This is a genomic window from Streptococcus pseudopneumoniae (genome assembly GCF_001072665.1).
In the GTDB taxonomy this organism is placed as follows: Bacteria; Bacillota; Bacilli; order Lactobacillales; family Streptococcaceae; genus Streptococcus; species Streptococcus pseudopneumoniae_S.
This window is the reverse complement of record NZ_JVJI01000131.1, coordinates 17,499-41,889: the sequence shown is the minus strand read 5'-3', so window position 1 is coordinate 41,889 and position 24,391 is coordinate 17,499. Positions and strand designations below refer to the sequence as shown.

Annotated in this window: 18 protein-coding genes; 1 reads left to right on the top strand and 17 read right to left on the bottom strand. The window is 40.4% G+C overall.

From position 1 onward, the window contains the following. The 15 genes from ADH52_RS09560 to ADH52_RS09490 all read right to left on the bottom strand — a co-directional run bounded on the left by ADH52_RS09560 (window position 1) and on the right by ADH52_RS09490 (window position 20,492). Window positions 1–387 (bottom strand): Mini-ribonuclease 3, encoded by a 387-nt coding sequence (locus ADH52_RS09560; protein WP_049511045.1) that lies wholly within the window; start codon window positions 385–387, stop codon window positions 1–3. Next, window positions 380–1,723, bottom strand: a complete 1,344-nt coding sequence (gene cysS, locus ADH52_RS09555; RefSeq protein WP_049488341.1) for a cysteine--tRNA ligase — start codon at window positions 1,721–1,723, stop codon at window positions 380–382. The genes ADH52_RS09560 and cysS overlap by 8 nt, the downstream gene beginning before the upstream one ends. A 234-nt stretch (window positions 1,724–1,957) precedes the next feature. Continuing rightward, window positions 1,958–2,575 (bottom strand): serine O-acetyltransferase, encoded by a 618-nt coding sequence (gene cysE / locus ADH52_RS09550; RefSeq protein ID WP_042751585.1) that lies wholly within the window; start codon window positions 2,573–2,575, stop codon window positions 1,958–1,960. Window positions 2,576–2,590: 15 nt separating this feature from the next. After that, a complete protein-coding gene (pnp, locus tag ADH52_RS09545; RefSeq protein WP_049511044.1) occupies window positions 2,591–4,804 on the bottom strand; it encodes a polyribonucleotide nucleotidyltransferase in 2,214 nt (737 codons plus the stop codon). Window positions 4,805–5,207: 403 nt separating this feature from the next. Next, a complete protein-coding gene (gene metF / locus ADH52_RS09540) occupies window positions 5,208–6,074 on the bottom strand; it encodes a methylenetetrahydrofolate reductase [NAD(P)H] (protein ID WP_000089967.1) in 867 nt (288 codons plus the stop codon). A 101-nt stretch (window positions 6,075–6,175) separates the two neighbouring features. Continuing rightward, window positions 6,176–8,425 carry a 5-methyltetrahydropteroyltriglutamate--homocysteine S-methyltransferase gene (gene metE, locus ADH52_RS09535; protein WP_049511043.1) on the bottom strand — a complete coding sequence of 750 codons (2,250 nt, stop codon included), beginning with the start codon at window positions 8,423–8,425 and terminating at the stop codon, window positions 6,176–6,178. 260 nt (window positions 8,426–8,685) lie between these two features. Further along, window positions 8,686–8,979, bottom strand: a complete 294-nt coding sequence (locus ADH52_RS09530; protein ID WP_049511042.1) for a helix-turn-helix domain-containing protein — start codon at window positions 8,977–8,979, stop codon at window positions 8,686–8,688. A 186-nt stretch (window positions 8,980–9,165) separates the two neighbouring features. Next, window positions 9,166–9,531: a TIGR02328 family protein gene (locus ADH52_RS09525; protein ID WP_049511041.1), complete on the bottom strand. Its 366-nt coding sequence runs from the start codon at window positions 9,529–9,531 to the stop codon at window positions 9,166–9,168. After that, a complete protein-coding gene (locus ADH52_RS09520) occupies window positions 9,515–9,919 on the bottom strand; it encodes a YbgA family protein (protein ID WP_049511040.1) in 405 nt (134 codons plus the stop codon). Before ADH52_RS09520 ends, ADH52_RS09525 begins: the two co-directional genes overlap by 17 nt. 314 nt (window positions 9,920–10,233) lie before the next feature. After that, a complete protein-coding gene (locus ADH52_RS09515) occupies window positions 10,234–11,004 on the bottom strand; it encodes a Fic family protein (protein ID WP_049511039.1) in 771 nt (256 codons plus the stop codon). 201 nt (window positions 11,005–11,205) lie between these two features. Continuing rightward, window positions 11,206–12,807 (bottom strand): type I restriction-modification system subunit M, encoded by a 1,602-nt coding sequence (locus ADH52_RS09510; protein ID WP_049511038.1) that lies wholly within the window; start codon window positions 12,805–12,807, stop codon window positions 11,206–11,208. Window positions 12,808–12,860: 53 nt separating this feature from the next. After that, window positions 12,861–14,018: a restriction endonuclease subunit S gene (locus tag ADH52_RS09505; protein WP_049511037.1), complete on the bottom strand. Its 1,158-nt coding sequence runs from the start codon at window positions 14,016–14,018 to the stop codon at window positions 12,861–12,863. A gap of 4 nt (window positions 14,019–14,022) precedes the next feature. Next, the gene (locus ADH52_RS09500; RefSeq protein WP_049511036.1) at window positions 14,023–16,581 is read right to left on the bottom strand and encodes a DEAD/DEAH box helicase; all 2,559 of its coding nucleotides are present in this window, start codon (window positions 16,579–16,581) and stop codon (window positions 14,023–14,025) included. Next, a complete protein-coding gene (locus ADH52_RS09495; RefSeq protein WP_049511035.1) occupies window positions 16,581–17,480 on the bottom strand; it encodes a HamA C-terminal domain-containing protein in 900 nt (299 codons plus the stop codon). Before ADH52_RS09495 ends, ADH52_RS09500 begins: the two co-directional genes overlap by 1 nt. A gap of 21 nt (window positions 17,481–17,501) precedes the next feature. Then, on the bottom strand, window positions 17,502–20,492 hold the full coding sequence (locus tag ADH52_RS09490; protein WP_049511034.1) for a type I restriction endonuclease subunit R: 2,991 nt from the start codon (window positions 20,490–20,492) through the stop codon (window positions 17,502–17,504). Between the two features lie 148 nt (window positions 20,493–20,640). On the opposite strand from ADH52_RS09490, the gene ADH52_RS09485 reads away from it, so the two are divergent. Continuing rightward, window positions 20,641–21,258: a TVP38/TMEM64 family protein gene (locus ADH52_RS09485; protein ID WP_049511033.1), complete on the top strand. Its 618-nt coding sequence runs from the start codon at window positions 20,641–20,643 to the stop codon at window positions 21,256–21,258. A gap of 42 nt (window positions 21,259–21,300) precedes the next feature. Here the strand turns inward: ADH52_RS09485 and scrK are convergent, their stop codons facing one another. Beyond that, entirely contained in the window at window positions 21,301–22,188 is an 888-nt protein-coding gene (scrK, locus tag ADH52_RS09480) for a fructokinase ScrK (protein WP_000164310.1), read from the bottom strand. Window positions 22,189–22,337: 149 nt separating this feature from the next. Then, entirely contained in the window at window positions 22,338–24,224 is a 1,887-nt protein-coding gene (locus tag ADH52_RS09475; protein WP_049511032.1) for a sucrose-specific PTS transporter subunit IIBC, read from the bottom strand. Window positions 24,225–24,391 lie beyond the last annotated feature (167 nt).

Below are 24,391 nucleotides of genomic sequence, written 5' to 3'. Positions count from 1 at the left end.
CTAGCCCTCCACTTTTTGGATGCACCACGAAATCAAGCTCTCAAGACGTTCTAGATTAGCAGTCATATGGAGATAGCCCATGACGGCTTCAAAACCTGTGGACATACGGTAAGTCACTACATCAGCATTTTTAGCCTTGGTGTGGCTATTGGTATTGCGACCACGTTTGTAGATTTCTTCTTCTTTTTCCGTTAGAACTTGCTCCTCCAACATGAGGGCAATCAGGCGAGCTTGAGCCTTGGCTGAAACATACTTGGTCGCTTCTTGATGGAGTTTATTGGGTTTGGTCATGCCTTTGAGGATGAGGTGGCGGCGAATATACATGGAATAAACCGCATCTCCTTCAAAAGCTAGCGCAATCCCGTTAATGAGATTGACATCAATCACGTGTCCACCTCACTCCATCTTTGGTATCAAGGAGCTTAATTCCTTGAGCAGCCAATTGGTCACGGATTTGATCCGCTGTCGCAAAGTCACGATTTGCACGCGCTTCTTGACGTTTTTGGATCAAGTCTTCAATCTCTACATCCAAAACTTCCTCAACAAAGACAATTCCAAAGACTTCTAACATATCCGCAAGAGCTTGCTTAACACTTGCATCATAATTGCCAGAGTTAATCCACTTGGCCATTTCAAAGACTACTGTAATACCGTTGGCAGAGTTGAAATCCTCATCCATAGCCGCTACAAACTTATCTTTAAAGGATTGTAACTCTTGGGCGTCCACATTTCCTGTAAAAGGTTGCTCGTAAGTATTCTTCAGATACTTAAGATTAGTCTCTGCATCGCGCACCGCTTTTTCCGTAAAGTTGATTGGCTTGCGGTAGTGTTGAGTCGCAAAGAAGAAACGGAGTACTTGGCCATCGAGCGTTTTGAGAGCATCATGAACAGTGATAAAGTTCCCCAAGGACTTGGACATCTTGACATTGTCAATATTGACAAAGCCATTGTGCATCCAGTAGTTGGCAAAAGTCTTACCTGTTTTGGCTTCTGACTGGGCAATTTCATTGGTGTGATGCGGAAACTCCAGATCGGCTCCACCACCGTGGATATCAATGGTATCTCCCAAAATCTCTGTCGACATGACTGAACACTCGATGTGCCAGCCCGGACGACCAGGTCCCCAAGGACTGTCCCAAGAAATCTCGCCTGATTTGGCAGATTTCCAGAGGGCAAAGTCTACAGGATTTTCCTTACGAGCTGTTTCTTCATCGGTACGACCTGAAGCACCTAGCTCCAAATCTTCCAAGGTTTTATTGGCCAACTTGGCATAGTTATGAGATTTTTCCACACGGAAATAGACATCTCCTTGGCTCTCATAAGCAAAGCCTTTTTCAATCAAATCTTCCACAAAGCGGATAATGTCAGCCATAAACTCCACCACACGAGGATGGCGGGTCGCAGGTTTGACGCCCAAGGCCGTCACATCCTCACGAAAGGCAGCGATGTACTTGTCCGCAACCTCCTGAGGCGTGATACCTTCTTCCTTGGCACGGTTGATAATCTTATCATCCACATCCGTAAAATTGGAAATATAGGCAACCTCATACCCACGATACTCAAAATAACGACGAATCGTATCAAAAGCTACCGTCGAACGGGCATTCCCCACGTGGATATAGTTATACACGGTTGGCCCACAAACATACATCTTGACCTTGCCGTCCTCAATCGGGACAAATTCTCGCAAATCACGAGACATAGTGTCATAGATTTTAATCATAAATCATAGTCAGGAAAACTAAAATCCAAGAACTGTTAGTTTCATCACTAAGAGTTCAATTGATTTTCAGTCCGAATATCTCTACACTTCGGAATCCCTTGCTCCTTTCTAAAAAGTAAAAGAAGAATCAAATAAATGCAAGAAAAGGGCTGATAGTCGCCCTTTTACTTTACGACCTACTCAGTCGAATATCATCTTTTAAAAAATGTTAATAGATAAAAGAATCATCATAAATTATAGCCCAGACGATCTGTGACTGGCTTCTTTAGCCTGCTCGAGTTTATTGACGTAGTACTCTCGTTTTTCTTCGACTTCGTGGATCGTCGGTTCATCCTTCTGTCCATGAACTCGGACGATCTTAGCAGGAATTCCGACCACTGTCACATCACTTGGAACATCTGCAACAACTACTGCTGCTGCACCGACTTTGGCATTTTCACCGATTTCAACGGGTCCAATGACTTGGGCATGAGCAGATATAAGCGCTCCTTTGCGAACGGTAGGATGGCGTTTTCCACAGTCTTTCCCTGTTCCCCCAAGAGTCACCCCATGATAGAGGAGAACTCCCGTCTCAACGATAGCTGTCTCTCCAATCACCAAGCCAGAACCATGGTCGATAAAGACACCTGAATCAATCTGGGCACCTGGATGAATCTCAATCTGAGTCCAAAAGCGCCAAAACTGACTGTGCATACGAGCCAAGAGTTTGAAGCCATGCTTCCAGAGAAAATGCGAAAGACGGTGGGCCGCCAAGGCCTTGACACCTGGATAAGTCAGCAAAACCTCCAAAGTGGTGCGGGCCGCTGGATCATTTTCTTTTACGATATCAATGGTTTCGCGCCACCATCCCATACATTTCTCCTTTTCTTATTCTGAATCTTTTGGTGTTTCTGTAAATTCTTTCTTAGGTTTGTGGTCCTTGTGATGACGTGGGCGGTGAGGTCGCTCAGACTTTTCGCCTTTTTCATCACGTTCAGGTTTTGGTGGACGAGGAAGAAGGGCTTTCATAGAAGCATCCACACGTCCTTTTTCATCAATCTTGATAACCTTAACATCAACTTCATCCCCGATTGCTACCAAGTCTTCGACATTATTGGTACGCGTCCAAGCCATCTCAGAGATATGAACAAGGGCATCTGTCTTGTCAAAGAGGTTGACAAAGACACCAAATTTCTCGATACGAACGACTTTAGCACGGTAAACTTCATCCACTTTGGCTTCACGGACCAAACCGGCAATAATTTCTTTAGCACGATTGATGGCATCTTGGTCGCTAGAGTAGATAGACACATTTCCTTCTTCATCGATATCAATCTTAACACCTGTTTCAGCGATAATCTTGTCGATGGTTTCTCCACCCTTACCGATGACAATCTTAATCTTGTCCACATCAATCTTGATGGTATCAATTTTCGGAGCAGTTGGAGCCAATTCTGGACGAACTTCTGGAATGGTTGCTTCAATCACATCAAGGATTTCAAAACGCGCTTTCTTAGCTTGGGCAAGAGCCTCAGTCAAGATTTCTGCAGTAATCCCTTGAATCTTGATATCCATTTGAAGGGCTGTAATCCCGTCACGAGTACCTGCAACCTTAAAGTCCATATCTCCAAAGTGGTCTTCCAAACCTTGGATATCTGTCAAGACTGTATAGTTGTTTCCATCTGAAATGAGACCCATGGCAATCCCTGCTACTGGCGCCTTGATTGGCACACCACCAGCCATAAGGGCAAGAGTTCCAGCACAGATAGAAGCCTGAGATGAAGAACCGTTTGATTCCAAGACCTCAGCTACCAAGCGGATAGCATATGGGAATTCTTCCAAACTTGGCAAGACTTGAGCAAGTGCACGCTCACCAAGAGCACCGTGACCGATTTCACGACGACCTGGCGCACCGTAACGACCAGTTTCCCCAACAGAGTATTGTGGGAAGTTATAGTGGTGCATAAAGCGTTTCTTGTACTCTGGATCCAAACCATCAATGATTTGAGTTTCACCCATTGGGGCCAAGGTCAAGACTGAAAGAGCCTGAGTTTGTCCACGAGTGAAGAGACCAGAACCGTGTACACGAGGAAGGAAGTCAACAACCGCATCCAAAGGACGGATTTCATCAACCTTACGACCATCAGGACGCACCTTGTCTTCTGTAATCAAACGGCGCACTTCAGCATGTTCCATTTGTTCCAAGATTTCAGCCACATCACGCATGATACGGTCAAATTCTTCGTGATCTGCATATTTTTCTTCGTAAACGGCAGTGACTTGGTCTTTGACTGCTTGAGTTGCAGCTTCACGGGCCAATTTCTCTTCTACTTGGACAGCTTTTTGGAGGTCGCTGTTGTAGGCTGCGATAATTTCAGCTTGCAAGTCAGCGTCCACATGAAGCAACTCAACTTCTGCTTTTTCCTTACCAACAGCAGCAACGATTTCTTCTTGGAAGGCAATCAATTCTTTAACTGCTTCGTGCCCTTTAAGGAGAGCTTCCAACATGATTTCTTCTGACAATTCTTTAGCACCAGATTCTACCATGTTGATAGCGTGTTTGGTACCAGCTACTGTTAATTCAAGAAGAGAAAGCTCTGCTTGTTCTTGACTTGGATTGATGATGATTTGGCCATCTACATAGCCCACTTGTACCCCAGCGATTGGTCCGTCAAACGGAATATCTGAAATAGAAAGCGCCAAGGATGAACCAAACATAGCTGCCATAGGTGCAGAAGCATTTTCATCATAAGAAAGCACGGTGTTGATGACTTGGACTTCGTTACGGAAACCTTCTGCAAACATAGGACGGATTGGACGGTCAATCAAACGCGCTGTCAAAGTCGCATCCGTTGAAGGACGTCCTTCACGTTTCATAAAGCCACCAGGAAACTTCCCAGCTGCATACATTTTTTCTTCGTAGTTGACTTGAAGAGGGAAGAAATCTCCAGTTGCCATTTTCTTAGACATAACGGCAGCAGTCAAGACAGTTGACTCACCGTAACGCACGACAACAGAGCCATTTGCTTGCTTAGCAACCTGACCAGTCTCTACAATTAACTCACGACCCGCAAAAGTCGTTTGAAACACTTGTTTTGTCATTTTAATCCCCTTTGGATTGATGAAATTATACGCCTTGCCTACAAAGATCAAGATACCAAGGACGTCAAAAGCAAAGTAAAAATAGGAAACTGACGAAGTCTTCGATGAAGACAAGACAGTTTATCTTTTTTACACAGCTTTTCGGCCGGGTTCAATTACTCAAGATAGCATTCGATTGACGCAGTGTGCGATGCACACTAGGAAATCTATCTTTTTCACTAGGGATTTAGCCCGTGTTCAACTATTAGATACTTTGATTTGAATAGTTAAAAATCTGTTTATACCCTCATCTTTGTATCAAGTACGTACAGAGTCTATTTTATCATATTTTTCTTAAAAAGTGCGGCCTTTACCATTAAAAAGGAACCATTCCCCTCACCTGAGAAGAATGGTTTGCTTTTTATTATCCTAGAGACTGGTGATTAAACAAGGCATGTGTTGCTTGGTGGATGTATTTTGCTGTTTCTGCATTGTTCATAGTGTAGAGATGCACACCGGCAACATCCTGAGTTACCAAGTCCACGATTTGGTCCACCGCATAGGCAAGTCCTGCTGCTCTGAGCGACTCAGGGTCATGCTCATACTTGTCTAAAATGGCTTTGAATTTACGTGGAAGATGGATATTCTCACAAGTCTTCAAGAGACGGAGAGCCTGATTTCGATTCAGAATTGGCATAATCCCTGCATGAATAGGAACATCAATCCCAGCCAAGATACACTTGTCTTGGAAATCATAGAAGCGCTCATTGTCAAAGAAAAGCTGAGTTACAAGGCTTGAACAGCCTGCATCCACTTTCTTCTTAAGATTTTGAATATCTGAAATCTGATTTGGTGAATCTGGATGACCTTCTGGATAACAAGCACCGACAATATCAAAGTGAGGGGCTTGTTCCTTGATGAACTCGATCAAGTCAGTTGCGTAGCGGAAATCCTTTTGTGGTTCCACATCTGGAATAATATCCCCACGAAGAGCTAAGATTTTCTGCACCCCAACCTTGTCCAAGTCTGCAATAGTTTCAGCAACCTTGTCCTTGGTCAGATAGATAGCTGGCAAGTGAGCAATAGTCGGAATCGCCAAGTCATTTTGGATAAAGTCAGCCAAACGAACCGTCGTTTCCTTGATATTAAATTTATTATTGCTGGCAGTTACACTGATAAAGTGGGGAGCCAACTCCTGCATATCTTGAAGAGCAGAAATAATGTTATCATTACCCACGGCTGGATTTGGAGGGAACACTTCAAATGAGAGTGACGGTGTTTGGCGTGACATAGTCATTATCCTTTTCTAGTTGATTTTTTCGTTAGCTGGATTCCTAGAATCCAAGTGAAACAGGCAGATTGACCAAACAGCGCTTCTTGAGAAATCCTATCTTACAATTTCTCACGCGCAGCTTTAGCTGCTTCAACAAGGCGGATCAAGCTTTCTTTTGTTTCTGGAATACCACGTGTTTTCAAACCACAGTCAGGGTTGATCCAAACTTTCTTGCTTGGCACTTTAGCAAGGATAGCTTCGATTGTATTGTCGATTTCGCCTTCATTTGGTACACGAGGTGAGTGGATATCGTAAACCCCAGGTCCTACTTCTGTTTGGAAGTTTTTCGCTTTGAGTTCGTCCAAGATTTCAAGGTTTGAACGGCTTGCCTCAAATGAGATAACGTCCGCATCCATGTTGTCGATAGCTGGGATGATATCTGTAAATTCTGAGTAACACATGTGAGTGTGGATTTGTGTGTCTGGCGCTACTGTTGAGTGTACCAAGCGGAAGGCAGGAATTGCCCAGTCAAGGTAGTCTTCGTACCAGTCGCTACGACGGAGCGGCAATTTCTCACGAAGAGCAGCCTCGTCGATTTGGATGATTTTCACACCAGCAGCTTCAAGGTCAAGCACTTCATCCTTGATAGCAAGGGCGATTTGAAGAGTTGAATCCTTGATAGAGATGTCTTCACGTGGGAATGACCAGTTGAGGATGGTAACAGGTCCAGTCAACATACCTTTAACAGGTTTGTTTGTACGGCTTTGTGCATAGCTAGACCATTTCACAGTGATAGGGTTAAGACGAGTTACATCACCCCAGATGATTGGTGGTTTAACTCCACGCATACCGTATGATTGTACCCAACCATTTTTAGAGAAGAGGTAACCTGACAAGTTTTGACCGAAGTACTCAACCATGTCGTTACGCTCAAATTCACCGTGAACAAGGACATCAAAGTCGATATCTTCTTGCCATTTGATCCATTCGTCAATTGTTTCAGCAAGGAAAGCATCGTACTCTTCTTGAGACAATTCACCTTTACGGTAAGCCAAACGTTTCGCACGAACTTCTTTTGTTTGAGGGAATGAACCAATCGTTGTTGTTGGAAGAGCTGGAAGTTTGAAAGCTTCTTCTTGGATAGCTTCACGTTCTGCAAAGGCTGGCAAACGAGTGTAGTCTGCGTCTGTCAAGCCAGCGATACGCGCACGAAGTTCAGCATTTTCACCCACACGCTCAGTCGCAAAGAGTTCTTTGTTAGCTGCAAGTGCTTCTTCACCTTGGCCATTGCGGATAGCATCCAAATCACGAATCTCATCCAATTTTTCAACTGCAAAGGCAAAGTGGTTCAAGATTGCTGGTTCAAATTCTTCATTAGCAGTTGTAAATGGCACATGAAGAAGTGAGCATGAGCTTGTCAAGACAATGTTTTCAGCTGGAATTTGCTCAAGAACAGCCAAACTCTTTTCGTAGTTGTTGCGCCAGATGTTTTTACCATTGACAATACCTGCATAAAGAGTCTTGTCAGCTGGGAAGCCACCTTTAACCAATTCAAGAGTTTTCTTACCTTCAACGAAATCAAGACCGATAGCATCTACTGGCAATTTCACAAGGTCAGCGTAAACGTCACGAACGTCACCGAAGTAAGTTTGAAGCAAGACTTCAAGACCTTTTTTGTCAGCCAAAAGTTTATTGTAAAGGTTCAAGAAGAGAGCTTTTTCTTCAGCTGTCAAATCTTTGACAAGAGCAGCTTCATCCAATTGGATACGAGTCGCACCAAGTTCAGCCAATTTTGCAAAAACTTCTTGGTAAGCAGCCACTAAGCTGTCTACGAAGTCTTCTGCTTTCACGCCTTCTTCAAAGTCTGACAATTGAAGGAAAGTAAATGGACCTACAAGAACAGGACGAGTGTTCAATCCAAGTTCTTTTGCTTCTTGGAACTCATCGAAAATCTTGTGACCTGCAAGTTTAACTTGAGTGTCTTTTTCAAATTTAGGCACAATGTAGTGGTAGTTGGTGTTGAACCATTTCTTCATTGGAAGAGCGCGAACATCCCCTTTTTCTCCTTGGTAACCACGTCCCAAAGCGAAGTAGCGCTCAAGGTCAGACAAGTCCAAGTTTTGAACTGAAGCAGGCACCACGTTGAAAAGGAAAGCTGCATCTAGGAAGTTGTCATAGTGAGAAAAGTCATTTGATGGGATTTCAGTGATGCCTTTTTCTTTGACAATGTTCCAGTGTTTAGCACGCAAGTCTTTTGCTGCTGCCAAAAGTTCTTCTTCTGAGATTTCTTTTCTAAAGTATTTTTCAGTTGTAAATTTTAATTCGCGGAATTCGCCCAAACGAGGGAAACCGATGATTGTAGTTGACATGATGTGTCCTCCAAAATTTGTTGTTGAAACTATCTTAACAGAAAAGAATGCGTCTGTATAATTGTAAAAAATTAGGCTTTGATATAGTTTGAAACTATATCTCTGTTTTAGACAAAAGAAAAAGACTTGAAACAAATGCCTCAAATCCTTTGTATAGCTTGTTTTATGGGCGTATTCCGGTTAGAATGCTCAAACGCGTTATTAGTAATTCTTATAAGTGACTATGGCTTGTTATTAGAAAAGACTATAACTGATTCTAGTCAGCTTTTCCTCTGTTCAAGTGGGACGACTGCTAGTGTCTTTCCTAAACTGGCTAAGACTTTCAATACCGTATTCAACTGGGGGCTAGTCTTGCCTTTTTCCATTCTAGCTATGACAGGCTGGCTCACTCCACTGAGTTCTTCTAGCTTTTTCTGACTGATTCCTTGCTCACGTCTAGCCTCAATCAATTCACTCATGATTGCCACCCGCATATCACTTTCAAGGATTTCCTCCTTGGTGAAGAGTTGAGACCTGACATCCTTCCAGTTACTCCCAATAGCACTATTCTTCATCACTTAACCCTCTTTCTTTTAAGTCCTTTAGTTCACGCTTGGCTTTTTTAATATTATAACTCAAAAGTTATTAAAAGTACATCTGGACACTCATAAAAAGAAGACCTTAGAAAAACTCTAAAGGTCTCATCTTTATTATTCGAAAAAATTACGAGAAGAGTTATAAATTGAAGGCAATCCTTACGTTTACTCCAGCTCAATCCCCTTCTCTCGGAGATTTGCCAGACACTCCTCATAGTAGGTAGCATCGTGCTCCTTGTAAATAGGGCTCGTCAAAGTCTCCTCAGGTAAATCTTCATAAGAAGGGCAGGTCTTACCACGATAGTTTTTATCCAACCACTCTGGACTGACATTGTAGCCACGGCTAGCCATCTCCTCCATGATCAAGTCATGATAGGCATAGAGTCGATAGGGCGAGTGGGTAAAGACATAGTCCACCGTTGCATGCTTTCTGCCCCAGCCATTGCCACGCAGGGCGCAACATTCTCGATGTTGCCCCAAGAGTTGGGGACGAGGAAGCTGTGAAATCAAAGCCTCATGCCAAAGTCTCATGGGAGTCTCCTTTCAACAAGGTAGAATGTTGCAGATAAGCATTTGGGTAACATTCAAGCAAATCTCTCGTCTTAGCAATTAACTCTTCTTTGGTGGCATGACCAGAGTGATAACGCTCCAGTAAAAACATAAAATCCTTGCGTTCAGTCTCCGTTGCTTTCTTCTTGAAATATCCCCAAATATGCTGAAAGGCATTGCAAACCTGACCCCTGTGTTCTGGAATCTGGCAGGCACGGTCAATCATCTCCTGAACCTGACTCACCTCCACCTCTTCATTCTTGAGATACTGACGAATCTCATTGTAAATATTGCTAGAATGACTCAAAACGAGGTATTTGTTTTGAGCCCAGAGTTGCTGGCAAAGTGCACGTTGGTTGTTAGTTTCCATATTTCTCCTTACTTTCTACTAGTTCCCCGGAAATATGGAAACAAAGTTGTATCTTAAAAATGAGCGGAATATGAGCGAATAAATAGTGTTTTTTGTACTTCCTGATTTTTCTAATAAACCTTGGTTTACAGATAGTTGGAGATAACGACAAATGGTTGCTGCACTCAATCCTGTCAATTCTTGTACCACTGCATTTGTTATCTGATAATGCTCTTCAAGATAAGACTCTAACCAACTCACCCCATACGACCATTCCCATCTTCAAAAGGTGGAATAATTTCTAACTCAAAATGTACAATAAACCATTCATCTCTTTAGTCTATTTCTAAATCATGTTGCCCAGCTAATAAGAGATTTTCAAAAAATCGTTCCAGATATTCTGTTTTTTTCTGGAATAACTTTGCATTATCAAGAACAAGAGCATCTCGAAAATACTTTGCATTTTCTTGGAAGGGTTTGTTGTCTACCTGAAATCCCATAGTTCTAAGATACTTAATCAAAAATACTGTTATGGTTCGAGTATTTCCTTCTCCAAAAGGATGAATTTGCCAAATACCTGAAATAAAAGTCTTAATATGTTGCACTACTTCAATATCAGATTTTCCTCGATAGTCAAATTGACTTTCCTGCTGAAAATCATAGGTCAAACTATCTGCTACCGTGCGAAAATCATCATATATGACACTGTCTCCGTTTAAAACAGCCTCACTTTTTGTAATGTTATAAGAGCGGTATTCTCCCAAGGGAATGCCTTGTGGCAGGAGACCAAAGAAAAGCTCTCTATGAATCACTTTCAATGTTGTTGGAGCAAATTTAAAGGCATTAGAGGACAAGAGTTCCACAATTCTCATAGCAACAAGGTCTGCTTCTCTTGTGCTATCATCCGTCTCTTGGTGATAAGCCGTTACTTGATCATAAACTTCTTGATAAGTCAACTTTCCTTGAGAATTTTGCTCTGCTAGCTCTCTCATATACGACGACGGCTCTAAATCATCTACCTTTTGTAAACCAAATCCCGTTTCCCATAGGTCTAATTTGGTCTGATAAGAGAGGCTGGGATTATCAATTTCATAGGTCGGTGTCATGGTTTTCCTTTCTAAACAAAGCTTCAAGTAAAATCTATACACTCTATTCTACCATATTAAATTTTTAAGCTCGTTATACAAGTTCACAGTTCTCCGTTCTATCGAGCTTGAAGAAAGCCCCTCCTCGCTAATGTTAGAAAATACAACTATATCAGCCTAGATAAAGTTTTATCTTAAATATGAGCGAATCAATTACTCTCATCACCCTTTAAACTCTTTCAAAAACTCTTTAAGCTCAGCATCGGCTTCTGGTGTGGTTCCATGTAGTTGACCGAGCATTTCGAGTAGGGAAGCGGTTTGGTTTTGGATTGCTTCATTTGTTGTGTTAATCTTGCTGACGATATATGTCAGTGGTTCGACTTCTTCTTCCTCAAAGGTATCTACATAGCGAGGAATATTGAGGTTATAGTCATTTTCAACGATTTCTTCATAACTTGCCAGATGGGCAAACTTGTCAATCTCTTCACGAGACTTGTAGGCTTCCAAAATCTTATCGATATGAGTATCCGTCATGATATTCTGGTTTTTCCCCTTATCAAACTCCTTAGAAGCATCGATAAAGTAGACATCACGATTGGTACGGTTCTTTTTGAGAATGATAACCGTAGTTGGAATGCTGGTATTAAAGAAGATATTGGCTGGAAGACCGATAACCGTGTCAATAGCTCCTTCTTCTAACAAGGCCTTGCGAATGGTTCCCTCCGCATTGCCACGGAAAAGAACACCATGGGGAAGAACGATAGCCATGACCCCATTATCCTGCTTGAGATGGTAGTAACCATGCAAAAGAAAGGCAAAGTCAGCCTTGGACTGGGGTGCCAGTTTCCCAAAAGGAGAGAAACGAGGATCCGCCATAAAGCCAGAGCTAGCAGACCACTTGGCTGAGTATGGAGGGTTCATCAGAACACCGTCAAAGTTGGTCGGTTCTTGAGTCGGCCAGTCTTCATCCAGTGTATCGGCATTGTGGAGAAATTGATTTTCAACAGGAACACCGTGTAGAATCATGTTCATCCGAGCCAAGTTATAGGTTGAGGTATTGAGCTCCTGACCAAAATAGACAACGGTTTGCGGTTTATGAGAGTATTTCTTGGCATTGAGCAAGAGAGAGCCAGACCCCATGGTCGCATCATAGATGGTAAAGCCTAGCTGGTCCTCACGACCCAAAAAGGCAATCTGAGTCATAAGTTTGGCAACAGGCTGAGGTGTATAGAACTCACCAGCCTTCTTACCCGAGTCAGTTGCAAACTGACCAATCAGATACTCATAGGCATCTCCCAGCATATCACCAGCATGACCAGCCACATCTAGCACAGCCAACTCCTTCATAACTGCCGCCACCGTTTGGTTTTGCTTTTGCGGAGTCGCCCCTAGCTTTTTGGAATAGAGGTCAATATCTTCAAAGAGGTTTTCATAGAGTTCATCACTCTGCTCAATATCACGAAAACCCTGAGCCAAATCTTCCAGCTGGAAAGTTCCCTCATTGACACGTGCTACTAGAGCCGTAAAGGTCAACTCAGGCTTGATACTATAGTTGAGTTCGTCCTTCATCACTGCAAGAAGATCCTCGTGGGTGTCCGCATCCTCATAGTAGTTACGATAGACCTCAAGGGCAGCCTCTAGACTCTCACTCCCCTCCTCCATAGTCTCCGCCACGAAAAAGAGCATCTTGTCTGACAGATACTTATAAAAGACCATGCCCAAGAGATAGGACTTGTAGTCATTAGCATCCATCTTAGAGCGGAGAACATCCGCTGAGTTCCACAGGGCTTGGTAGAGCGACTGGGAAGTTTGTGTTGTTTCCATAATGTTTCTTTCTAAAGTTTTAAATATAATTGTTAAAATTTATCACTAATCATCTATATAAACATATCCTGCAAGAGTTTCTTTTTCAAAGTCTCAAGCTGAGAAATTTTTTCTTGATGAGAGTTGATGAGTTTATCGAGGTTTGAGAAGTAAGCACCGATGGCTTGTTGTTCTTCTATGGAAGGAACACTAATTCTAATATCCATTATCTCATCTTTATTAATAAATTTAGTAGCATTTCCAGTTGTTATTCTTTCAAAAATATATTTAGAATCTAGTAAAGATAAAGTTATTTTTATAAACAAAGATGAATAATTATCTTTGATACTCATTTTTAAAATATTCCAAGCAATTAAAAACATTTCGTCAGAATCTACAAGTACAGATGGTCCAATGGTACCAATATTTGCAAATAAAATTTCTCCTTTTTTAGGCATATATTTTGAGATGTAGTGTTCGTATATATCCATATCTAAATAGCGGGTATCTCTATAATTGATTTGTCCGTTCGTGATATGTTTTGCCTGTAAAATCGGAATCCCCGATATAGAATACTCTACTTTATCAGAAGCAGTATTAATTCCTTGGTATGCCTCTAAAATAGCTTCCCCCAATTTAATAAACTTCCATTCACCTTCAAATCCATCCAAACGAATCTCCGGAACGGTCTGTCCATTCTTGGGAAACATCATGGAGAGCATGGTCGTTTTAAGAGATTGGTAGTTGGTGAGATTATCCTTGTAGCTAGCCAGAAGGTCATCGAGGGTGCGGAAGAGGGAGCCGATTGCGGATTGTTCGGAAGAGTCTCGCGAATAATTAACAAAAACTTGTTTAAGGACCGAAAAATGCCTCTTATAGCCTTGACTTTTTGGAATATAATTTTGAGTTAGGTAATACAAATAATCTCTTTTCAAGATAGTTGATTGCAAAATTTTTATTCCATCAGTAGCTAGAAGAAAAGGGGCCTTAGGTCGATATAATGATAAAGTATGATCTCCAAAAAGAATAACACTTTTGTATTTTTCAAATGGTCGGTCGTCAGAATAACCTAAAATTGGTATATCTCCTTGTTGTATGACTTCATACTTCCCTAAATCACTTACAACACTTTTAATATACATTCTTGTACTTTCTGACCTTACAATTTCACCAAATATTTTTTTTTCAAAATTCTTGTTAAAACCATCTACTCTGATTCTAGGAACACTCATTTTTTCATTTCTCCCATCTCAATATTTTACTGATTTCATGAAGTTCCTCAGAAAATCTTTCTGAATCCAAGGCGTTTTTCAATTCTTCCTCTTTTATTTCTACAATTTCTCCTATCTCATTATAAACAAATTGATCAATAAATTCTTCTTTAAGAAGTAAGGAGGTTGCTCTAGAAAAACCTAAATTTTGCAATTCTACCACTTGACGATCAGTAGTCCCATACTCTAAATAATTAGACCACTCACTATCAATCTCTATGCCTTTCTCAATAAGTAATAGAGTATAATTCGTTATATAATTTTTTATTTTAAATTGAATTTTAGTATTTATGTCACCAATAATTTGATTAATCAACGCATTTATATGTTCTCTATTAAATTTATCAAAAGTAATGTAGAGATTTTTTTCTATCTCTATCTCTCTGGGATTCCCTTTGTTATGGTAGTAATTTGTCATATAATTAATAATTTGATTGAGCGATATACCGCTAATCCAATTTGACATCAATGCAGCTAAATATTTAAGTTGACTTTCTTTTTTTAACAATGGACGATTCCCACCGCTCTCTAAATAAAGCCAATCATATTTTTGACATAGTATTTTCAATATTTCAAAACATGCATCATAGTCAAAACTATTTGGAAAAGCAGTAGCTGAGCTAGTCAAAATTTTATTTTGCGAGTCTAGGTTAATATTAATACTCTGTTCTATAATTTTTTCAGGAACTTCTAATTCTGAACGTTTTTTCTTTAACGTTTTTCTACCATTATCGCCTATTTTCTCTAAGAATTTATCTTTTAAAATTGAAGAACTCTCAACAATATCTTGATATAAAAGTATATTCGAATACATTTCCAAAATTTTCTTTTCAGAATCTGTTAAATTCTTATTGGTCAGCGGCGCATTATTCAATACATTATTTATATTTTTATAGAAATTTCGATTGCTGTTTTTTAATAATATAGGAGTCTTTCGTTCAATTGTTCTTTTCTTTAAAATTGCAAAGTCACTATCTTTCCAATATCCTTTTTTATCAACTACATGACAGCAGAAGATATTCCCACTTAGATCTATAGTCAATCTACCAGCCCTACCAGACAAATTCCAGAAATCAATATCATCCATTTTTCGTTGCCCTATTTTTTCGGAAAAAATAAAGATATTTTTGGCTGGTAAATTCACTCCCTCTAAAAGTGTTGATGTACAAAATAAATATTTTATAACCCCTTCTTTGAACAATTCCTCAATTCCTTCTCGAATTGTCTGTGGCAAATTTCCAAAATGATAAGCAACCCCCTTGCGTAAACAATCTATCAAGTAATACTCTTTATGGATGCTTGTAGAGACTATTTTTATCAGTTTTTCTAATTTCCCATTATTTAAATCTGGCAAACTCTGTGCAAAATTCACTGAAAATTTTAAAGTATAGTTCACAGTGTTACAATATACTATATTTTGATGACTCCCTCCCAGTTTTATAAGGATTTCTCTTATATTCGCATCTTCAGTTTTAAAGTAATTTAATCCTTCTAAGGCATACTCTGTTTGATCTTCTAAAAGCATTATAGATTTTTTATTAAATGAATCAATGAAAAATTTATTCTGTGTCACTGATTTTTCACCAATTGCCATACTTTCTTCCTGACTGCTACCAAAAAGTTTTAAAAAATCTTCTACATTTAGAATATTAGGAGAAGCAAAATAGATGTTAACACTTTTTCTTTTAGCTTGAGCAATAGAATGATATAGTAGTGGTGCACGTGTATCATCATTTAACAACTTTTGCGCTTCATCAACAAATAAATATCCTACGGAAGGATTAGAAACTTCAGCAAAATATGAAATTAACCTCTCTGGAGTAAATACAAAGATATAACGCTTATCTTTTTTCTTGTACAGTAATGGTATTTGCGGATAAGAAATAATTTCATAGCTATCATTTCCTAGTTCGTTTTTTAGTTTCAAGGTCACTTGATGTATTAATGCTCTGGTCGGAACTACGATAGCCATATTTTCACTGGAGTTTTTAGTATCTATAATATATTTAATAAACGACTCAATTACAAAAGATTTTCCAAAAGATGTCGAACCAGAAAAGCTGTAATGATTACTATCTTTTAAGTTCTCAAACAACTTATATTGAGCATCTGTAAAGATATATCCTTCTTTAGGTGACTCTTGAAAAACTTCCTTTATTACTTTATCAACAATAATTTCATCATTCATTTCACCTTCTGGATTTACTATATTTAGAGATGGAAAATTTCCCATTTTTATCAAAGCACTTGAAGCAAAAGTTTTAAAATCAGGATTTTCTTTTATATTAGGCAGTTCATTACAAAGCGCTATAATCTTCAAAACTAAATTTTTTGCCTTTGAATTATTACTTCTAGATAGAATATCAGTGAATCGCATTAAATCATAAAATTCTTTTTCATCTATACTGCTACTACAAATACTATTAAATAAAAACTCACCGTAACTCTTTTCAATTTTAGTAATTAAATAAATTAAATATTCATCACAAAGTGCCTCTTCTGTTAACTCTTCTATAAAGTTCATTAACTTAACAACTCCTTTAAAATCATTTCCCTATCATCTTCAATATTAGCAAAAGGTAAAACATAAATGTAAAAAGTATGTCCAAATAATTTATAATTTTCTACATATTTGTTAATATTTTTAATTTGTTTTTTTGTCACTTCTATAATTTTGTCTTTGATAACTTCTCGAAAATCATTATTAGATAATTTTTGCAAATCAGTATAGTTAAACTCAAATCCAACAAAAATTCCAAAAGCATCATCTACATAAAAACCTGACTTAGTTGATGGATAAATAATACTTTTTAAAAATAGTTTCTCATTTTCATCTTCAATTTCTCTATCAAGATTTGAATTTAATAACCCTCTCTCAAACATTATTCCACTTTTATCATTATCTTTTTTATTTTTACCTTTTTTGAAATCACTTATGGACTCAAAAGCATGTCTTAATCCATCGGTTAATTTTTTCTCAACCTTTGATTCTCCAAAAATTAAATGATAATTTCCATCAACTAATTTTAAATAATGTAAACCGTCAGCTCCATTTACATACATATTTTTAGCTGTTTTAAGTTCTAGCTTTGATAAAATTTTAGGCGCTCCAAGATGCCCTTCCAAAAAGCAATATAAAAAAAATTCTCCAAGCTCTCCTTTATTTTCTGTATAATCCCTAAATTTTTCTCTAGCCTTTTTAGATAGAGCTAATGGCTTATCTTTATATTCTTTATTTATTTTTCTGGATAAAGCAAACTCTGCAACTGATTCTAATAATTGTTCTGTTGCGTTTTTATAGTCAAAATCATTTGCATTTATAATAAAAGAAAAAACTTCTAGTTTATTATTTGATGAAATATCAAATGTTCCAAGATGAGTTGTAACATCTTTAATTCTTATTGAATTACTATTAATTTTCATATTATTTTTCCGTATTACATTCTATCTCCCAACCCTCAATGGCTCAATGACTTCCTCTACTAGCTGGGTATAGGCTTCCTTGATTTGTTTTTTATAGAGGAGAGGATTGAGGGCATCTGCCACCTCTAGCTTATAGTCCTGATAGCGCTGGCTCTTGGTCAACTGGCTTTCTCCTAGTTGTTTCTTGGCTCCCTTGCGGTAGTGCTCGACATAGTAACGGAGTTCATCCTCTCCGACATACCAACGTTTGCTAAAGACTTGGATATGTTGCTGGATGACAGCCTCTATCATCTGATCCAAGATATTTGCGATAGACTGACCACGATAGCTTTCTGGATGCTCTTGTACCTCTCTCCACAGTTCAGTGATGATCTGGGCAAGATTTGGATTGGTCTTCTCAAGACTCTGAATATAGTTATCCACGGCTTCCTTATCTTGAGCGCTTAGGTTCTTTTCTTGACTCTGACCTTGCTCAATCAGGCTTTGGATCAAGGTCAAGATATAGGCATAGTTGATTTCGTCCACTTGGATAGATTCCAGTTCATAGTGGATATCAAGTGGCTCTCCATCGTCATCATCCTCTACTCGGCTTTTTAATTCTGCAAGGACATTTCGATAAAGGCCCAGATACCTTTCCAACTTCTCTCCATCAAGTCCCGTCTGACTGTAAAGTTCTTCCTCATCATACTCTTTGTACACTCGGATAGAGGCTAAGTATTTATCAAAGGCTTGATAGGTTTTAGCTAGTTTCCTCAACTCAGGTGTAGAGATTTGCTCGATTTGGAGTTCATCCTCAGAATCATCGGTGATGAGATTTTGGAAATCACTGCAACTCCGTAAAAAGTTCCTCTTTTCCTCTTCCCAACTTGGGGCTAGGACCTCGTTTTCTCCACCATTTGAGTAGAGCTTGAGGGCATTATCTACTGCTTCCTTAAAGGCTAGGGGCTTTTGGAAGGTGATGATATGACCGTAGGTCTTACTGGAGTCAAAAATACGGTTGGTTCGGCTAAAAGCCTGAATCAAGTCCTGCGGTTGCATGGGTTTGCGGTCAATAAAGAGAGTTGATAGACAAGGAGCATCAAAGCCTGTTAAGAGACGATTGACCACGATGACCAAGTCCAACTGCTCCTTGCGATAGAGGTATTTGTCCTGCTTTCGAGCTAGACGGTTATTGACATCCGTATTAAAGCCACGAAGATCCGCCATGGTAAAGTGGGTATCAAACTCTTGATTATAGTCTAGTAAGACCTGCTTCATATGGTCTTGGTTGGCTCTTGACTCTTCTTCATTCTCCGTAACGGAGTAGGTGATGGTCGCCTTTGGAAAGTCAGGAAGGACCTGCTTAACCCTCTCCGACACCTTGACCCTCGTCTCCCCAGCCTTGACTCGTCTGAGCAGGTCATAGTAGGCCTGTGCTTGAGGTATTGACTTGACGGTCAGGATGGCATTGTAGGTCTTACCAACTCCTTTTTGGAAGCCTAACTGTTGACGGGATTTATTGATAATGGCATCCAAGACTTCCAGCATATGCTCCTCATTCTCATACACAGTATCTGGTAGATCATTTTCAGACTTATCCGTGATGAGGGTATTGCGATAATCTACCTTAAAGCCTAAAACTGCTCCATCATGGATGGCTTCCTTGACTGTATACTCATGGAGACGGTCACCGTACTGTTGCTGGGTGGTTTGGGCTAGATTGCCGACTTGCTGGCGTTTATTTTCCTTAAAGATAGGTGTGCCTGTAAAACCATACCAGAGAGACTGTGGGAAAAAGGCCTTCATGTCTTTTTGTGTTTGAGGTGTTACGGCACGATGGCATTCATCCACGACAAAGGCCACTCGGAGTCCCTTGATTTTGTCCGCATCACGCTGGTAAAGTCCTTGCTCAAACTTGCGCATCATGGTAGTGATTTTCTGGATGGTGGTTACCACCACACGCTTATCATTGCTTCCTAGTCGCTTGACCAAATCATGGGTATTATCCGTCTCATCAATATCAATGACATCATTGGTCGCATAGGAGAGAAAAGATGAAGTGGTCTGTTGATCCAAGTCCCTGCGGTCAACGACAAAGATTGTCTTTTGAATAGAAGGGATTTGTAGGAGATTCCGTGCTACCTTATATGAGGTCAAGGTCTTCCCTGAACCTGTCGTATGCCAGACATAGCCAGACTCCTGACGGCGAGAAGCTTCCTGAACAGCCTCAATAGCATGGATCTGGTAGGGACGCAGAAGGATGAGAGCCTTCTTACTATCATCAAGGACCGAGTATTGCATGACCATCTGATGAGCACGAGGGATAGAAAGGACTTCGTGGGCAAAGCTAGTCAAGTTTGTCACAGGATAATTGTCCTTATCCACCCACTTGGTTAGAAATTGCTTGTTGAGTTTATTTTCTCTAGCTGCCGCGATATAGCGTGTGTCTACTTTATTGGTCACAACAAACATCTGTAAGCTAGAGTAAATGCCACGGAACTTGCCTTCCCTATCATACTTTTTGATTTGATGAAAGGCATCTAGAAAAGCAACTCTGGGACTTTTAAGCTCGATCTGAATCATGGGAAGACCATTGATCAAGAGGGTCACATCTAGCCTGCGGTCTTGATCCTGAGGATTTATCTTATCTCTCTCGACTTGGTTGACAACCTCATAACTAGACTTACCAGCTGCGATATTGTCTCGCCAGATAACGGATAAACGGATAGTACCCAAACTAGCATCTTCTCTCTGAACCTCAACCTTGGCAATGCCATTTTCTCCAACCAACCACTTGGCAGCATCATAGTAGCTAACAAAGTTCAGTTGATTCTTTATCTGGCGTTTTTCCTGTTCTGTCAGGGGATGATCTGCCAATAGAGCCACATTGTTCTGGGCTAGCTTTTCAAAGAAGTTTTCCCATAATTGCTCTTCAGTTTTAAGGTCATCTCTGTAAGTCCATTGACTTTCCCCAGTCACCAGTTGGCTGATCAGTTGTTTTTCTATCTCCAGTTCTGGTTTTACCTGTATCATACTCTCTCCTTTGCTACATGTCTGCTCCCTTTATTATAGCATGTTTAGACTCAAAATCCATCACTCTTCCCATAGCAAAAACAATCCATTCCCCCTTTCTCCTCCAAAATATGATATAGTAGAGTTATACTATCTATGAGGAGTTTACATGTCACAGGATAAACAAATGAAAGCTGTTTCTCCCCTTCTGCAGCAAGTTATCAATATCTCATCGATTGTCGGTGGGGTTGGGAGTTTGATTTTCTGTATTTGGGCTTATCAGGCTGGGATTTTACAGTCTAAGGAAACCCTCTCTGCCTTTATCCAGCAGGCAGGTATCTGGGGGCCACCTCTCTTTATCTTTTTACAGATTTTACAGACGGTCGTCCCTATCATTCCTGGGGCCTTGACCTCGGTGGCTGGCGTCTTTATCTACGGGCACATCATCGGGACTATCTACAACTATATCGGCATCGTAATTGGCTGTGCCATTATCTTTTATCTGGTGCGCCTCTATGGGGCTGCCTTTGTCCAGTCTGTCGTCAGCAAGCGTACCTATGACAAGTATATCGGCTGGTTGGATAAAGGAAATCGTTTTGACCGTTTCTTTATCTTTATGATGATTTGGCCCATTAGTCCGGCTGACTTTCTCTGTATGCTGGCTGCCCTGACCAAAATGACCTTCAAGCGCTACATGATTATCATCATTCTGACCAAACCCTTTACCCTCGTGGTTTATACCTACGGTCTGACCTATATAATCGACTTTTTCTGGCAAATGCTTTGACATATAAAAAATCCGTTTGGTTTCCCAAGCGGATTTTGTAGTTTATTTTGAAACTTCTTTTGCAAGGACAAAGTTCCCAAGTGTGGCAGAACCATTTCCTGCGACTGCTGGCGTCACAATGTAGTCACGCACATCTGGTACTGGTAGGTAGCCATTAAGAAGAGATGTAAATTTCTCACGGACACGGTCCAGCATGTGTTGTTGAGCCATGACCCCTCCACCAAAGACAATCACGTCTGGGCGGAAAGTCACTGTCGCATTAACCGCAGCTTGAGCGATATAGTAGGCTTGAACATCCCAAACAGGGTTGTTAAGTTCAATGTTTTCCCCACGAACACCTGTACGAGCTTCCAAACTTGGACCAGCTGCATAGCCTTCCAGACATCCCTTATGGAAAGGACAAACACCCTTAAACTCTTTTTCAATATCCATTGGGTGTCTAGCTACATAGTAATGACCCATCTCAGGGTGACCCACACCACCGATAAACTCACCACGTTGGATGACACCTGCACCGATACCTGTACCGATTGTGTAGTAAACCAAGTTTTCGATACGGCCACCAGCATTGTTACGGGCAACCACTTCACCATATGCAGAGCTGTTTACGTCGGTTGTGAAGTACATTGGCACGTTAAGGGCACGACGAAGGGCACCAAGCAAGTCCACATTTGCCCAGTTTGGTTTTGGAGTTGTTGTGATAAAGCCATAAGTTTTTGAGTTTTTATCAATATCAATCGGACCAAATGAACCAACTGCAAGACCAGCAAGGTTGTCGAATTTTGAGAAGAACTCGATGGTTTTATCGATTGTTTCGATTGGAGTTGTTGTTGGAAATTGTGTTTTTTCTACAACGTTAAAGTTTTCATCACCGACAGCACAGACAAACTTTGTACCGCCCGCTTCCAAGCTTCCATATAATTTTGTCATGATAAACCTCTTGTTTTTATTTTCTTTATTATAGCATATTTCGAAAGGCTAAATTTCTCTATTTTTTAGATTTTCCTCTGTAAATCTTACCATTCAAGCAAAAACGAACAAACATGTCATTTGTTCGTTTTCACATTAGAGAGGATTGATTAGATTTTCACTTCAATAACGGCATCTCCCTTAGCAACTGAACCTGTTGCGACTGGAGCTACTGAAGCGTAGTCAGCTGTATTTGTAACGATAACCATTGTTGTATCATCAAGTCCAGCTGCAGCGATTTTGTTTGAGTCAAATGTTCCAAGAACATCGCCAGCTTTGACCTTATCACCTTGAGCAACTTTTGCTTCAAAACCTTCACCATTCATAGATACAGTGTCAATACCAACGTGGATCAAAACTTCAGCACCATCAGTTGTTTTCAAACCAAAAGCGTGTCCTGTTGGAAAGGCAATTGAAACTTCAGCATCAGCTGGTGCATATACTACACCTTGACTTGGCTTCACAGCGATACCTTGCCCCATAGCTCCACTTGAGAAGACTGGGTCATTGACATCAGCAAGAGCAACAACATCACCAACGATAGGAGTTACAAGTGTTTCATTTTGAAGAGCTGCTGGAATGTTGCCAGTTGTTTCTTCTTGAACCAAACGTTCTGTCGCCGCTTCAGTAGCAACTTCTTCTTCATCCTCGTAACCAAACATGTAAGTGAGGGCAAAACCAAGAACGAATGATACAGCTACCATAAGAAGGTATTGTGCAAGTTGTCCGTTACCGATGTAAAGCATTGTACCAGGGATGATGGTGATACCATTACCAGTACCTGCAAGTCCAAGGATAGAAGCCAATCCACCACCGATTGCACCAGCAATCAATGAAAGGAAGAATGGTTTACGGAAGCGCAAGTTAACCCCGAAAATAGCAGGCTCTGTAATACCTAGGAAGGCAGAAAGAGCAGCTGGGAAAGCAAGTGTTTTTAGTTTTGGATTTTTAGTTTTAACACCAACCGCAACAGTCGCAGCACCTTGAGCTGTCATAGCAGCTGTGATGATCGCGTTGAATGGGTTAGCATGGTCAGCAGCAAGCAATTGAACTTCAAGCAAGTTGAAGATGTGGTGCACACCTGACACAACGATCAATTGGTGAACCCCACCGATTAAGAAACCACCAAGACCAAATGGCAAGCTGAGGATCGCTTTTGTAGCGATAAGGATGTAGTTTTCAACGACGTGGAAGACCGGTCCAATGACAAAGAGTCCAAGGATAGACATGACCAAAAGTGTAACAAATGGCGTTACCAAGAGGTCAATGACATCTGGAACAACCTTGCGGACAGCTTTTTCAAATTTAGCTCCGACAACCCCGATGATGAAGGCTGGAAGAACAGAACCTTGCAAACCAACAACAGGGATGAAACCAAAGAAGTTCATAGCTGTTACTTCACCACCTGAAGCGACTGCCCAAGCGTTTGGAAGCGAGCCAGAAACAAGCATCATACCAAGAACGATACCAACGGCTGGATTTCCACCGAATACACGGAAGGTTGACCACACAACCAAACCTGGCAAGATGATAAAGGCTGTATCTGTCAAGATTTGCGTGTAAGTTGTCACGTCAGCTGGAAGTGTCATTCCAAGAGCAGTCAATAGACCACGTACACCCATGAAAAGACCTGTTGCTACGATAACTGGGATGATTGGAACGAAAACGTCACCGAAAGTACGGATAGCACGTTGGAACCAGTTCCCTTGTTTGGCAGCTTCTGCTTTCATATCATCTTTAGATGATGTTGGCAAACCAAGTGCAACAACTTCATCGTACATTTTGTTAACTGTACCTGTACCAAAGATGATTTGGTATTGACCTGAGTTAAAGAAAGCACCTTGAACTTTTTCCAAGTTCTCAATCACTTCTTTATTGATTTTTCCTTCATCTTTGACCATGACACGAAGACGAGTCGCACAGTGGGCAACACTGTTGACATTTTCACGTCCGCCCAAGGCATCGATGACTTTTTTTGCAATTTCCTGATTGTTCATTTGCAAAAATCTCCTTATATAAAATTTTGTTCTTGTTTGAAAGCGATTTTATCCGCCCTTACGACTATTATTTTATCATGTTTTAAAAATATGTCAAGCGTTTTGCAGAAAAATATTCTATCCACTTAGTGGACACGCTTTAGATTGATTGTTTTTGACTATTTTAT